At 60.4% G+C, this 14,237-nt stretch carries 14 protein-coding genes; all 14 read right to left on the bottom strand.

Going from position 1 to position 14,237, the window contains the following annotated elements; genetic code table 11:
* Positions 1-33 precede the first annotated feature (33 nt).
* A complete protein-coding gene (locus ACQK2M_RS15255) occupies positions 34-1,221 on the bottom strand; it encodes a lipid-A-disaccharide synthase (protein WP_425418490.1) in 1,188 nt (395 codons plus the stop codon).
* Positions 1,218-2,102, bottom strand: a complete 885-nt coding sequence (locus ACQK2M_RS15260) for an LpxI family protein (protein ID WP_425418491.1) — start codon at positions 2,100-2,102, stop codon at positions 1,218-1,220. Before ACQK2M_RS15260 ends, ACQK2M_RS15255 begins: the two co-directional genes overlap by 4 nt.
* A gap of 3 nt (positions 2,103-2,105) precedes the next feature.
* Positions 2,106-2,936, bottom strand: a complete 831-nt coding sequence (gene lpxA, locus ACQK2M_RS15265; RefSeq protein ID WP_425420055.1) for an acyl-ACP--UDP-N-acetylglucosamine O-acyltransferase — start codon at positions 2,934-2,936, stop codon at positions 2,106-2,108.
* 8 nt (positions 2,937-2,944) lie between these two features.
* Positions 2,945-3,424, bottom strand: coding sequence for a 3-hydroxyacyl-ACP dehydratase FabZ (gene fabZ, locus ACQK2M_RS15270; protein ID WP_223479328.1), 480 nt, complete (start codon positions 3,422-3,424; stop codon positions 2,945-2,947).
* Positions 3,424-4,509 carry a UDP-3-O-(3-hydroxymyristoyl)glucosamine N-acyltransferase gene (gene lpxD, locus ACQK2M_RS15275; protein ID WP_425418492.1) on the bottom strand — a complete coding sequence of 362 codons (1,086 nt, stop codon included), beginning with the start codon at positions 4,507-4,509 and terminating at the stop codon, positions 3,424-3,426. Before lpxD ends, fabZ begins: the two co-directional genes overlap by 1 nt.
* Positions 4,510-4,545: 36 nt before the next feature.
* Positions 4,546-6,882 carry an outer membrane protein assembly factor BamA gene (gene bamA / locus ACQK2M_RS15280; RefSeq protein ID WP_425418493.1) on the bottom strand — a complete coding sequence of 779 codons (2,337 nt, stop codon included), beginning with the start codon at positions 6,880-6,882 and terminating at the stop codon, positions 4,546-4,548.
* Between the two features lie 194 nt (positions 6,883-7,076).
* Positions 7,077-8,225, bottom strand: a complete 1,149-nt coding sequence (gene rseP / locus ACQK2M_RS15285) for an RIP metalloprotease RseP (RefSeq protein ID WP_425420056.1) — start codon at positions 8,223-8,225, stop codon at positions 7,077-7,079.
* Positions 8,226-8,296: 71 nt separating this feature from the next.
* Complete coding sequence (locus tag ACQK2M_RS15290) at positions 8,297-9,115, bottom strand: phosphatidate cytidylyltransferase (protein ID WP_425418494.1); 819 nt, start codon at positions 9,113-9,115, stop codon at positions 8,297-8,299.
* Entirely contained in the window at positions 9,112-9,876 is a 765-nt protein-coding gene (locus ACQK2M_RS15295) for an isoprenyl transferase (RefSeq protein WP_425418495.1), read from the bottom strand. The genes ACQK2M_RS15290 and ACQK2M_RS15295 overlap by 4 nt, the downstream gene beginning before the upstream one ends.
* Before the next feature lie 26 nt (positions 9,877-9,902).
* On the bottom strand, positions 9,903-10,463 hold the full coding sequence (gene frr / locus ACQK2M_RS15300; RefSeq protein WP_425418496.1) for a ribosome recycling factor: 561 nt from the start codon (positions 10,461-10,463) through the stop codon (positions 9,903-9,905).
* Positions 10,464-10,484: 21 nt separating this feature from the next.
* Positions 10,485-11,216: a UMP kinase gene (gene pyrH, locus ACQK2M_RS15305; protein WP_223479322.1), complete on the bottom strand. Its 732-nt coding sequence runs from the start codon at positions 11,214-11,216 to the stop codon at positions 10,485-10,487.
* A 119-nt stretch (positions 11,217-11,335) separates the two neighbouring features.
* The gene (gene tsf, locus ACQK2M_RS15310; RefSeq protein WP_425418498.1) at positions 11,336-12,250 is read right to left on the bottom strand and encodes a translation elongation factor Ts; all 915 of its coding nucleotides are present in this window, start codon (positions 12,248-12,250) and stop codon (positions 11,336-11,338) included.
* A gap of 133 nt (positions 12,251-12,383) precedes the next feature.
* Positions 12,384-13,208, bottom strand: coding sequence for a 30S ribosomal protein S2 (gene rpsB, locus ACQK2M_RS15315; RefSeq protein WP_223479320.1), 825 nt, complete (start codon positions 13,206-13,208; stop codon positions 12,384-12,386).
* A 188-nt stretch (positions 13,209-13,396) separates the two neighbouring features.
* The gene (locus ACQK2M_RS15320; protein ID WP_425418499.1) at positions 13,397-14,224 is read right to left on the bottom strand and encodes a cell envelope integrity EipB family protein; all 828 of its coding nucleotides are present in this window, start codon (positions 14,222-14,224) and stop codon (positions 13,397-13,399) included.
* Positions 14,225-14,237 lie beyond the last annotated feature (13 nt).

A 14,237-nucleotide genomic window follows, 5' to 3' on the forward strand; every position in this document is an offset into this window, starting at 1 on the left:
GGGCCGGCTGTCCGAAAGGATGGCCGGCCTTTTCTATTGCTGCGACAGGGTTTTGGTCTTTAATTCCGCCAGCACGACGCCGGCAGCCGAAATGCCCGGGCGCTCAGGTGTCGCCATCAGTTCCCGCATATCCCGAAATGCGGCGAGCTGGCGCTTCGCGGCAAGGCTTTCCGGCGCGACAAACTCCTCGATCCAGCGCGCAAGCATGCCGGGCCTGATCGTCGTGTCCAGGAACTCCGGAACGACCGGTCGGTCGCATATGAGGTTCGGGAGCGCTGCGGTCCAGATCTTGATCATCGGCAGGAACGGCTTCATGAAGGCGTCCGTTCGATAGCAACTGATCGCGGGCACCCCGGCGAGCGCGAGTTCGAGGATCACGGTCCCGGACGCCGCCAGCGCCGCGTCCGCGCGCCGAAAGGCATCCAGCTTTTGAGAATGGTCCACGGTGATCGTCGGCTTGACCGGCCAGTTTGCAGTCTCGCTTTCCAGGAACCCGACAAGTTTCGGCAGCGTCGGCATGTGAATGCGGAACGTTCGTCCGCGCCGGTTCAACTCCGCTACGGCAGCCCCGAAATCGCCGATCAGTGACTTGACCTCGCCGACCCGCGACCCGGGAAGGAGAAGCAGGTCGAATGCCTCGTTCCCGTTCGGTTGGGAACGGCTCTCCCGCTTGGTCCAGATATCCGCCAGTTCAGTGTCGGATGCCAGAGGATGCCCGACATAGTGCGTTGGCGGTCCGCCGAGGCGTTGCATGACCTCGGGCTCGAATGGAAGGATCGCAAGGACGTGGTCGATATGTCCGGCCATCTTGCGCGCACGGTCCGGCCGCCAGGCCCAAACGGACGGCGCGACATACTTCACGATCGGCGTATCCGGAAGGGCGCGTTTCACGCGTCGTGCCACCCGGTGAGAAAAGTCCGGGCTATCGATCAGCACGATCGCGTCTGGCCGGGCCGCGATCAGGGCATCCGCCGTCTGTCGAATGCGCAGAAACAGGCGCGGCAGACTGGCGAGCACTCCGGAAACGCCTGTTATGGCGATCTCAGACGCATCGAACACGCTGTCGAGCCCCCTCTCCCGAAGCCGGTCGCCGCCAACGCCGACAAGCGAGATGTTCCGTCCGGACCGTGTCTTGATCGAGTCCAGAAGATCGATGGCAAGATTCTCGCCGGATTGTTCTCCGGCGACGATACCGAGTACCAATGTATCACTGACCGTCATTGGCGCCCGGTTCCTCCGGCGGTGGTTTCCGGGTGGATCCCGTGCAGGAAAATGCCGAGTTCCTCCGCCTTGGCGCAGGTCGCGTCATGATCGGAAATGAGGGCGCGGCCGGCATGCACGCAAATGCCCTTCAGCTTCGCGGCGTGGGCGTTCTGCACCGTAACGAGCCCTATTGTGGGCAGGTCGGCACGGATTTCCTGGCCGGGTTTTGCCAGTTTGACGAGGACGCCGCCCCGGCGATCCGGGATACGGCCTTCCTCTCGCAGCTCGGAGACGCGCAGGAGCATCTGGTCGGTTCCCTCTGCCCCTTCGAGTGCGACGATTCGCCGGCCGATCGCAACACAAGCCTGACCGGCGTCAAGCCGGCCGAGAGCGAGTGCTCCATTGACCGCGGTCGCGATGCTCTCCCCGTCCGCAGCTGTCGGAGCCGGTCCGGCGATATGTCCTTCGGACGCGAGCAACTCGGGTACGAGCTCGTGCACGCCCCGCACGCGAAATCCGGCCTCTTCGATCATCTCGACGACGCCGCGCAACAGAGAATCGTCACCAGATTTGAGCTTGGGAAGGAATTTCGCAGCCAGCCGGAACGTCGTCCAGTCCGGCCTTATGCGCCAGAGGCTTGGACGCTGTTTCGCGCTGCCCACCATGACCACGTCCGCCGGCCGGATCCGCTCCAGTATGGAGAGCAATACGCCTATGTGGGACGTATGAATGTATTCGTGCTCGAAACGCGACACGGCCGGATCGGCCTCGCCCTCGAGCGCAACGATGAAGGGGTTGCGGCCCTGCTCGGCGAGCGTTTCGGCAACGAAGAGAGGAATGTTTCCGCCGCCGGCGATGATAACGACACGTCCGTCACTGGCGGAGGCGACGGCTGGCATCGGTCACTCGCCGTCGGCCATGCGCGCCCGAAAGTCACTCAACGGCGTCATGTATTTGTGATTGCCGGGCGCCAGAATGAACTCCGCAATATCGCGTACGGAATCGAGGTCCTTGTGCTCTTCGAGCAATCGGGACGCGTTCTCGCGCATCGAACCGAGTTCGTATGCAAACAGGCTCTTATAGGCGCGGCGCAAGACATTGATCTCAGACCTGTCCATGCCGGAGCGCTTCAATCCGACAAGGTTCGGACCTGCCAGGAACGCACGATTGCCCATGACCAAGGCATAGGGAATGACATCCTTCGTAACCGCAGCGAGACCACCGATAAAGGAATGGTGTCCGACGCGGCAAAACTGGTGAACGCCCGCACCCCCACCGATAATGACACGGTCTCCGATGACCGCGTGGCCGCCGATCATCACATTGTTTGCAAAGGTGACATTGTCACCCAAAACGCAATCATGGGCGATATGTGAATAGGCTAGGAACATGCAGTTGTCGCCAACGGTCGTGATCCCCCGCGACGACCCCGTCCCGGTGTGCATGGTGACCCCTTCGCGGATCGTCGCATTGCGCCCGATCACCAGCTTTGTGCGCTCGCCCTTGTAGGCCGTATTCTGCGGCTCCGCGCCGAGAATGGCATGCGGAAAGACGCGGCAATTCTCTCCAATCGTCGTATCGCCCATCACGACGACATGGCTCATCAGTTCCACGTTGTCGCCGATAACGGCAAGCGGTCCGATATGACAGAACGGTCCGATGCGGACGCCGGACCCGAGTTCGGCGCCCGGTTCGACAATCGCCGTCGGGTGAATCGAGGGAGACTGGCTCATTTCCACGATCAGTCCTCTCCGTAATCGAAGGACAGTTTCGCGGTTAGTTCCGCTTCAGCGACCTTTTCACCGCCGACCTTGGCCACGCACGCATAACGGCACACCGTGCCCCGCTTCTTCATCAGGGATACGTGGTATTCGAGCACGTCCCCCGGAACGACCGGTCGGCGAAATTTCGCATTGTCGATCGTCATGAAGAACACGAGCGCCGATTTCTCGGACTTGCGCGCGCGAACGCCGATTGCGGCGGCGGTTTGCGCCATGCCCTCGATCATGAGAACACCCGGCATGATCGGCAGATTGGGAAAATGGCCCTGGAAGTGCGGCTCGCTCGCCGTGACGTTCTTGATGCCCACCGCTGACTGCTCGCCGTCGATATCGACGATCTTGTCGATCAGCAAAAACGGGTAGCGATGCGGCAACAGCTGCATGATCTCCTGAATGTCGGCTGCCTCCAGGATCGCGGCCTGTCCTTCGGATTCGGTCATCAACTGTCCTGCTGTTTCTTGTTTTTCGGCTTCTTATCGGCGGCCGCAAGTTTACGCAACGCCGCAGACTGGCGAAAAAACTCCTTGTAAGGACGCGCCGGAGTGCCGGCCCAGCGTTCGCCATCGGGAATATCATGCATCACGCCGGACGACGCAGCAATCTGTACGCCCGAACCAATCGTCACGTGATCGGCGATCCCGACGGCACCTCCAAGAAGGCATCCATCGCCGATAACGACGCTTCCCGAAAGTCCGGTATGGGCCGCGATCGCACAATGCCGTCCGATCCTGACGTTGTGCGCGATCTGGACAAGATTGTCTATTTTTGTGCCTTCGCCAATCACCGTATCGTCAAGCGCGCCACGATCGACCGTCGCGTTGGCGCCAATCTCTACACGGTCCTGGAGGATGACGCGACCGAGCTGCGGCACCTTCTGGAGACCTTCCGGACCCGGGACATAGCCGAAGCCGTCCTGTCCGATACGCGCCCCGCCGTGAAGGATCACGCCGTTTCCGATCAACGCATACTGGATATCCGCAAGCGGACCGATCCGGCATTCGCGGCCGATCTGGCAATGATCGGCTATGACCGCGTTCGAACCGATGATCGTGTTGCGGCCAATAGCGACATGATCGCCGATGACCGCGCCGGCACCGATGACGACACCGTCCTCGATTTGCGCGAGCCGGGAAACGTATGCATCGGGATAGTCCGTCTTATACCCGTCGCTGGCATTCGCCCGGCCCGGCCCAAGACTGTCAGGGAACAGATGGCAGCCGATCGCGGCGAATGCCGCATGCGGTGACGATACGACTATCTTGACGGGACCACCGGGAAGAGCGGCAAGTCCCTTCTCGTTGCACAGTACGGCTGCGACTTTCGAGAGCGCCGCGAGTTTCTCGGCGCTTGTCGATGACTGTACGAAAACGAGAGAACCGTTGCGCGGATCATCCAGCGACGACAGACCGGAAATCCGGGTCGATCCGTTCAAACCATCTGCGACACGTCCGCCGCACAGTTCCGCGACGGCGGCGACGCTCAGTTCCGCAATGGGCTTATGGAAATTGGGCTGTGATTCAAGCACGAGAAAAAAGGCCCGGCTTCTTGCCGGGCCGTTCTATCAGAATGCGGTCGAGATGGAGAAGTTGAAATTCTGCACCTTGTCCGTCGGCTCTTTCATGAGCGGCCAGGCATAATCGAACCGCAACGGCGCGAACGGAGAGTCCCATATCAGGCCGATACCCGCAGATGCACGCCATTCCATGGCGGTGTTTGCCGCATTCGCCCCATCGTCATGACCGAATAGCGTCGCCGCATCCGCAAAGACGGAACCTTTAAGACCCAAGTCCCTTGGGAAAGCCGGCAGCGGGAACTGCGCCTCAGCCGACGCATTGAAATAGGTTTTTCCGCCGATGTGGTCACCTGTCGAAATATCGGTCGGTCCGATTCCGTTGTTTTCGAAGCCGCGAATAAACTTCGTACCCAGTTGGAAGTGATCGACCGAACGCACATCTTGCCCAAGGCCAGTGATGTTACCCGCTCCAAACCTGAGCACACCTACGAGGTCTGCTTCGTCCGACAAGGTCTTGTAATAAGAACCGGCGACCGTCGATTTCACATGCCGCGCATCGCCGCCAACGCCCGCGAATTCCTGTCCGAAACGGAGATACAATCCTTCATGCGGATCCTGAGGGCTATCGACCGTGTTGTAGGTCAGCCCATAGAAAATCGTCGATTCGGTCCAAGTGTTTCCGTAGGTGCTGATGTCATCAAGAATCGATTGCGGGGTCGAGCCCACGCCATCTACGTTTGAAAACTCATCCTGCTGGAACTTGTAGCCGATATTTGCGCTCAGATCATGCGTGATCGGCAATCCGAAGCTGATGCTGCCGCCGGTCGACGCAAGATCGTAGGTGTTATAGTCTTTCGTCTTGCGATAAGCCGCGCCGGTTAGCGCAAGCCGGTAACCGAGGAAATACGGCTCGGTGAACGAGATGTTGTAGGTCCGGTTATCGACGCCGCCGCCGGCGCTGATGCGAATCGTTTGCCCGCGGCCAAGGAAGTTGCGCTCGACAACGCTAGCTTCGACCGAGACGCCACCCGAAGACCCTGCGCCAGCCGTTGTGTAGCCTGCGCCGATACCGAATTCACCGGTCGATTTGTCGACAGCATTGACGACGATAATAACCCGATCGGGAGCCGATCCAGGACGCGTCGTAATATCGACCCGCTCGAAATAATCGAGCCTTTCGAGTCGACGCTGCGCGCGGCGAAGCAGAGTCTGGTTGAACGCATCGCCCTCAGCGAGATCGAACTCGCGGCGGATGACATAGTCGCGGGTACGCGCATTGCCCATGATCTCGATACGCTCGACAAAGGCGCGCTGGCCCTGGTCGATCACGTAGGAGACATCAATGGTGCGGGTCTCGAAATTGCGGTTTCCGACCGGCGTCACTTCTGCGAATGGGAAGCCTTCGGTGGCAAGCCGCTCCGACATCGCGATCAGCGTGTCTTCCACGTCTTCCGCGCTGTAGATCGCGCCATCGCGAGTCGAAACCGTCGAGCGGAGTTCCTCCGACCCGACACCGCTCACGGTGCTGTCGATATCGACCATGCCGAATTTGTAGCGCTCGCCTTCATCAACCTCGATCGTGACGACGACATTTCCGGTATTCGGATCGATATCGCCCGACGACGACAGGATACGGAAATCCGCATATCCGCGATTGAAGTAGAAGCGGCGAAGCTGCTCTTCATCCGCGGCCAGACGCTGGTCGTCGTAGATGTCGGAGCGGGTCAGCCAGGAAAGCGGATTGCTTTTCTTGGTCGAAATCACGCCCTGCAGACGACGGTCGCTGAACGCGTTGTTGCCGATGATATTGATCTGCGTGATCTTCGTGCGGCCGCCCTCGTCGATCTGGAAGACGACATTGACGCGGTTGTCGCCGAGATCGACGACTTCCGGATATACGCTCACATCGTTACGGCCGATTGCGCCATAGGCGCCACGAATCGCTTCCACGTCCGCGTCGAGTGTCGCCTGATCGAAGGTCCCGCGCGGCGCAAGCCTGACGACGCCGCGCAGACGATCGTCCTTCTGCTTGCGGTTGCCGCGGAAGACCACCTGATTGACGATGGAGAGTTCAGAGACGACGACGACCAGTGTGCCGCCGGAGACCGAAACATCCACATCGGAAAACAGTCCGGTTGCGAAGAGCTTCTTCACGGCGTCATCGATATCGGCCGCAGAGTAGTTCGCGCCGGCCCGGAAGCCGATAAGGTCCGCTACGGTGCCGTTTGCGACGCGCTGATTTCCGCGAACGGAGATCGCGCGGGCTACAGCCGCTTCGGCAGCAGAGACCGAACCAAGTGTGAGTGCAATTCCGCCGCCAACTGCGGGCGTCAGCGCCAGAGCAATCGCCGAAACGGCGCTTAACATCCGTGGTGCTGTCTTCATTGGGTTCTTTCCCCTCTTCCCGCGTCCGTCCCCAGATCGGGTAGCACAAACATAAATCATTGAATTCACCGTATTACAGGCTTTGATTTCACACGCAAGGGTTTGCGTTAAAATGCGTTTACGAACCTGACCTGCGTGGCAAAATCGTCACGCGAGATCTTCTGCGATGGTAAACAATTCGCATAAAATCCGAACTAGCTTCCTCCCAACAGCGACGAAACATCATTCCAGGTCGCAAACACCATCAGTCCCAGTATCAAACCGAAACCGATTCGGTAACCGTACTCCTGCGTCCGTTCTGGCACTGGACGTCCCCGCAGCGCCTCGAAAAAGTAGAATACGAGATGTCCGCCGTCCAGAACAGGCACCGGCAATAAATTCAACAATCCGATCGAAATGGAAAGGATTGCCGCCAGATTGAACAGAGCGACGAATCCGAGCGTCGCGACCTGTCCGGACATCTGTGCGACACGAATTGGCCCGCCGATCTGGTCCGGCTTTTCGCGTCCGGAGAATATGCCCGCGATATAGCCACCCGTGCGCTGGATCACGAAGGCGGTCTCCTTGACCGCCATGACGAACGATTCGCCGACGCCATAGCGCTCGACACGGTGTCCGCCGGTCTGCCGATCGTTGAGGACACCGATGATGCCCTGCTCCATCTTGTTACCGAACCGGTCCTCGATCTCGAGGCGTTCCGGCGTGACTTCGAAGGTCAGCAACTCGCCGTCGCGCTCCATGACCATTTCGATGGGTTCGCCCCAGCGCACAGCGACATAGCGCTGGACATCGGAGAATTGCTTCACCGCAATACCGTCCACGCTGACGAATCTGTCGCCCGGCATGATGCCGACCTGTTCGGCAACGCTGTCGGGCCGAACTTCCGAAACCACCGGGTCCGCGACGCCGCGGCCATAGACGGAGAATATCGTGGTAAAGATGACGACCGCGAAGACGAAGTTTGCGAAAGGTCCGGCAAACACGGTCGCGGCGCGGCGGCCGACCGACTTGTTCTGGAATGCCTGCGCTTCTTCTTCCGGCGTCAGCGAGTCGTCATGCCCTTCCGGGACGGATGCCGCATTCATGTCGCCGACGAATTTCACGTAGCCGCCAAGCGGTATCCAGGAAAGGCGCCACCGCGTTCCGCGCCGGTCGTTGAATCCGACCAGTTCCGGACCGAAACCGACCGAGAAGACCTTGGCTCCGATGCCGCACCAGAGGCCAACGAGATAATGGCCCAGTTCGTGGACGAAAACGACGATCAGAAGAACGAAGAGAAACGGAACGAGAGTTCCGAGGATGAAGCCGTTTGTCGAAAACAAGCCCGTCACAAATTCCAGCATCACCAAACCCTGTCCAAACCCTGCATCGATTACACATTCAAATCCGGCGGGAGCATGGCGCGAATGCGCGGTCAGCCACCGAAAAACGCCGATGACGGACGCTCGAAGCCCCCGCCGGCGAGAGACATCGCCCACAGGACGATTGCCGCGAAGACGAGACCATCGACACGATCCATGAAACCGCCATGACCGGGGATATTCCGGCTGGAGTCCTTCACGCTGGCGCGCCGCTTGATCCATGATTCGAAGAAATCACCGATCTGCGACACCACGGACAGGACGACCGCGAGGATCACGGCCAGCCCCGGAGACCCGACCCCGGCAACCGCAAGCACCACGATGCCCGCGAAAATCGCTGAGATCACGCCGCCAATTCCGCCCGACCACGTCTTCTTGGGGGAGACGACGGGCAAGATTTTCGGGCCACCAATCGCGCGCCCGGCAAAATACGCGCCGATATCGGTTGCCCAGACAACCGCATAAAGGAAAAGGATCGCGATGAGGCCCGAAGCGGCATCGCCCGATTCGCGCAGCATGATCAGGGCGACGAGCGTCAGGCCGGAGTAGAGAAAGCCGGCAACGGACCATTTTTCTCCTGAGAAGCCCATTGCGGCCAGCACGAATGCCGCCGTCGCGACCGCCCATGCGAGTGCCATCCCGCTATTTGGAAGAAACAGCGCCCCGACGAACAGCAATCCCAGCAGAACGACGCCAAGCAATCGAATGCGGTCGTCGCAGCCCGGGCATGCCATATCGAGCCATTCGGCCCAAACGATCACGGCGATCATTGTGGCGACGGCCGCAAAAAGCCAGCCGCCTGCCAAGGTCGCCGTCAAAACGACAGCGGCGAGGACAAGGGCGGAGACGATCCGCGCCTTCAGTTCGCTCATAGCGCGACGTCCTTCGCGCCGTGCACTCCGCCATAACGGCGGGTCCGCGACGAATACTCGTCGATCGCCTGCACCAGCCAGGACTTGTCGAAATCGGGCCACATGCAGGGCAGGAAGACGAATTCCGAATAGGCGGCCTGCCAGAGCATGAAATTCGACAGCCGCATTTCGCCGCTCGTGCGGATGAGGAGATCCGGGTCGGGCTGCGCGCCGGTATCGAGCGCGGCTCCGATATCGGCTTCGCTGATCGAAGCGGGATCGAGCCCCTGCTCGACGACCTGCGCAGCCAGTTTCACGAAGGCACGGCGGATCTCGTCGCGTCCGCCATAATTGAAAGCGATGTTCAGATTGAGTTTCGAATTGTCCCGGGAGCGGATTTCCGCGGTCTCGACCAGGCCAAGGATATCGGCGGAAAGGCCCTGGCGATCTCCGATGACGCGGATGCGTACGCCGTTGGCGCACAATTCGGCGAGGTCGCGGGTGATGAAAAGCTTCATCAACCCGAGCAGGTCGCGAACTTCCTGCGCCGGCCGCGCCCAGTTCTCGGAGGAAAAAGCATAGAGCGTGACGTGTTGAATGCCGAGCTCGGCGGCGGCGCGTACCGTTTTGCGAACCGCATCCACGCCGGCCTTGTGCCCGAAGCCGCGTGGCATGCCACGCGCGGCCGCCCACCGTCCATTACCATCCATGATGATACCGACATGGCTGGGTACGGGGCAGTTCCGGTCTTCGTTGTCACCGGTCAAGGCGATGGGTTTCACTCCACTTCATTAGCCGCAAGAACGGCTCATACATGCATGATTTCTTTTTCTTTATCCGCCAGAAGCGTGTCGATTTCCGCAATCGTCTGGTCGGTCTGCTTCTGGACCTCGTCGGACTTCTGACGGTTCTCGTCCTGGCTGATCTCGCCGTCTTTTTCCAGACGCTTCAACGTTTCCATGCCGTCGCGGCGTACATGCCGGGCGGCGATGCGTGCGTTCTCGGCATATTGATGGGCAATCTTCACCAGTTCGCGCCGACGTTCCTCGTTCAATTCGGGAAGCGGCACGCGCACCGTGGTGCCATCCGTCATCGGATTGAGACCGAGCGTCGACTCGCGGATCGCCTTTTCAACGGCGCTGACCATCGATTTGTCCCACACGGAAACGGACAGCATGCGCGGTTCCGGCACGGTCACGTTCGCCACCTGGTTGATCGGCATCTGGGATCCGTAGGCCTCGATCGTGATCGGATCGAGGAGCGACGCGGAAGCTCGTCCGGTCCGCAATCCTCCCAAATCGCCCTTGAATGCCGTTATGGCGCCTTCCATGCGGCGTTTCAGATCGGCGAAATCGAAGTTCTGGCTCATTTTTCTTGTCCTTTTCCTGCCCTAAGACGCCTGTTTCTCGTTGACCAGCGTCGAGCGGCCCCCTCCCCGCAATATCTGCGAGAAACCGCCGCCTTCATGAATCGAGAACACGACAATGGGAATGTGATTTTCGCGGGTCAAGGCGATCGCGGCGACGTCCATGACGGACAGTCCGCGGGCGAGCACCTCGTCATGCGTGATCGTTGCGAATCGTTCGGCATCGGGAACCTTCTTGGGATCCGCGGAGTAAATTCCGTCGACCTGGGTACCCTTGAACAGGGCATCGGCGCCGATCTCGGCGGCGCGCAACGCCGCGGCCGAGTCCGTCGTGAAATAGGGATTTCCCGTACCGCCCGCAAAGATCACCACACGCCCCTGCTCGATGTAGTTCATCGCTTTTCGCTGCGAGAATCCCTCGCATAATTGCGGCATTGCGATGGCGGACAGCACGACGGCGTCGACGTTCTTCTTGACCAGCGACGTGCGCAGCGCCAGCGAATTGATGACGGTCGCCAGCATGCCCATGTGGTCGCCGGTCACCCGGTCGCCGCCCCTGGAGGCAACGGCCACGCCGCGGAAGATGTTGCCGCCGCCGATGACCACCGCGACCTGCACGCCCATATCGACCGCATCCTTGATGTCGCCGGCAATTCTGTCGGCGACCTCGACGTCGATTCCGAAACCCTGATTGCCCATCAGGGCCTCGCCCGAGACCTTGAGAAGTACGCGTTTGAAAATGGGAGAAGCAGACATGAAACTACTTTGAAGGAACCGCTTGAATGGTGACCTCCCGATACATGAAGGGCACCGCGTTGTCACGCAGTGCCCTTTTCGCTTTTGCGCTATCCAGAGGATTGCGCAAGCATGTCGGATCAGCCCTTGGCAGCAGCCGCCACTTCGGCGGCAAAATCCGATTCTTCCTTCTCGACGCCTTCACCCAGCGCGAAGCGGACGTAGCCGGTCACCTTGGCAGGCGCACCGATTTCCTTTTCGGCCTCGGCGAGCGCCTTTTCGACCGTCAGGTCGGGATTGATCACGAAGGCCTGCTTCATGAGGCAGACTTCCTCGTAGAACTTGCGCAGCCGGCCCTCGACCATCTTCTCGATGATGTTGTCCGGCTTGCCGGAGGCGCGCGCCTGATCGGCGAAAATCGCACGCTCGCGATCGACCGCAGCCTGATCGAGATCGGCGACGTCGAGCGCCATCGGGTTTGTCGCGGCCACATGCATGGCGATCTGGCGGGCGATGGCGCGCGCAGCGTCCTTGTCGCCATCGGTTTCCACCGCGACGAGCACACCGAGCTTGCCGAGTCCGTCGGAAACGGCGTTGTGAACATAGGTCGCCACGGTGCCGTCGAGACGGGCCGAACGACGCAGGTTCATGTTTTCGCCGATCGTCGCGATCGCGTCCTTGATGGTGTCGGCATTCGACTTGGAACCGCCCGGATAATCGGCGGCTGCGACCGCATCGACGGAACCGTCGGTGCCGAGAGCGGACGATGCGACATTGCGGACGAGATCCTGGAAGGCCTCGTTGCGGGCAACGAAGTCTGTTTCCGAGTTGACCTCGACAACGACCGCGCCGTTGTCGTCGGAAGCGACGCCGACCAGGCCTTCAGCCGCGGTGCGGCCGGACTTCTTGTCCGCCTTGGCGATGCCCTTCTTGCGCAGCCAGTCAACGGCGGCATCAATGTCGCCATTGGCTTCGGTCAGGGCTGTCTTGCAGTCCATCATGCCCGCGCCGGTCATGTCGCGGAGTTGTTTTACGAGAGATGCTGAGATGCTCATCGGTTCGCCTCTTTGTGTCGAACGATATCGGGCGACGCCCGAAATGAGGCGCATGCCGGATTTATCCAGCCATGCGCCGATTCATGTAACGGTTTGATGACCGCGCCCGTGAAACCGGGCGCGGCGCCAGCCATCAGGCCTGAGCTTCGGTCTGCTCGGCCGGTGCGGCCTGCGGTTCCGCAGCTTCGGTGGCTTCCGCCGGTGCTTCGACGATGGCTTGCTCGACCGGAGCTTCGGCAGAAGCACCAACGTCGACGCCGGACGCGCCCTGCTGGCGCGCAATGCCGTCGATTGCCGCGCGGGCGATCAGGTCGCAGTAAAGCGCAATCGCGCGGGCCGCGTCGTCATTGCCCGGGATAGGGTAGTCGATCGGGTCGGGATCGCAGTTCGAATCGACGATCGCGACGACCGGGATACCGAGACGCTTGGCTTCCTGGATCGCGATCGCTTCCTTGTTGGTGTCGATCACGAACATCAGATCCGGCGTGCCGCCCATGTCCTTGATGCCGCCGAGCGCGCGATCCAGTTTGTCGCGTTCACGCTCGAGGTTCAGGCGCTCCTTCTTGGTGAAGCCCTGTGCGTCGGACGACAGGATTTCCTCGACCTTGCGCAGGCGCTGGATCGAGTTCGAGATCGTCTTCCAGTTGGTCATCATGCCGCCGAGCCAGCGGGCATTGACGTAATACTGCGCGCTGCGGCTTGCCGCGTCGGCAACGATTTCCGAAGCCTGGCGCTTGGTGCCGACGAAAAGCACGCGGCCGCCACCGGCAACGGTGTCGGAGACAACCTTCAAAGCCTGGTGCAGGAGCGGCACCGACTGCGACAGATCGAGAATGTGAATATTGTTACGGGCACCGAAGATGTATCGGGCCATTTTCGGGTTCCAGCGGTGAGTCTGGTGACCGAAGTGAACACCAGCTTCAAGCAGCTGGCGCATGCTGTAATCAGGCAACGCCATCGTTTTTCCTTTCCGGTTTAACCTCCACGAAGCGTAAAAGCGGTTTCCCGCCACCGGTGGTCAGGCCGGATTTCTCCCGGCACAAACCGAACTTCGTGTGTGGAATGCGCCGCGCGATAGCCTATTGGCGCGGCAATTGCAAGCGCGGCGCCTCAGAGCGCCGCACAGATCGGCCGATCAGGCGGGGCTCAATCGCACTCCTGGCGCGGGAGCATTTCCAGCCTGTTGAGCTTCCCGGAGAGCGCGAAGTCCCCGTAATCCATGACAAGATCGCGCGTTACGCCATTTTCATAGAGCTTGAAGGCGATCTGGTATTCGGGAAGCGACTCACCCGAATGATCTTCCGACGATGCGTCGAAATAGGAAATCGACACATTTCGGTAGGGATCGTCCTTGAGCGCTTCGGCAGCTTCGGCGTCACCTTCCTGCTCCGTCTTCTCCTGGCCGATAATGACCGTTGTGGTCATCACGCGGTCGGCGTCTTCGGAGCCGTCGAAAATATCCGCTTCGTAGATCGTCTCGCCCTTTTGCGCCCGGTCGATCAGATCGAGGATGTGCTGGCTCGGAAACATCGCAGGCCCGAGGACGATTTCCTCGTTTTGCGGCTTTCTCAGCGTCACGATGATACTGCCGTCCTCATGGATGGCGGTGCCGGACAATTCCCGGTCGAGTTTCTCGTTGACGAACGACTTGGTCAGGAAGCGAAACATCTCGCCCTTGCCGTCCTCGTAAGTGGAGGTCTGCTGGTCAGTCAGGCGATTGCCGCTTGCCGACCGGATTCGCGTAACGAACCGGAAATTCGACGTGTAACCATCGCATGCCGATCCCTGGAACTCGTAGACGATCCTGCCATTCATCCCGCTGATGCCGGACCGGTCCGACGCGTCCATCAGGGCGACGTCATAGACGGCGCGATGCGGTGCCAGAGACTGCGCCGATGCGGGCGTCGAAGCGGCTGAAACCAAGGGGAGAAGAAGTGTTGCGAGCGCAACGGATCTGGCATTACCAAACGGCATCATGAAGTCCTGT

Origin of the sequence: Oricola indica (assembly GCF_965227485.1) — a bacterium.
In the GTDB taxonomy this organism is placed as follows: domain Bacteria; phylum Pseudomonadota; class Alphaproteobacteria; order Rhizobiales; family Rhizobiaceae; genus Oricola; species Oricola indica.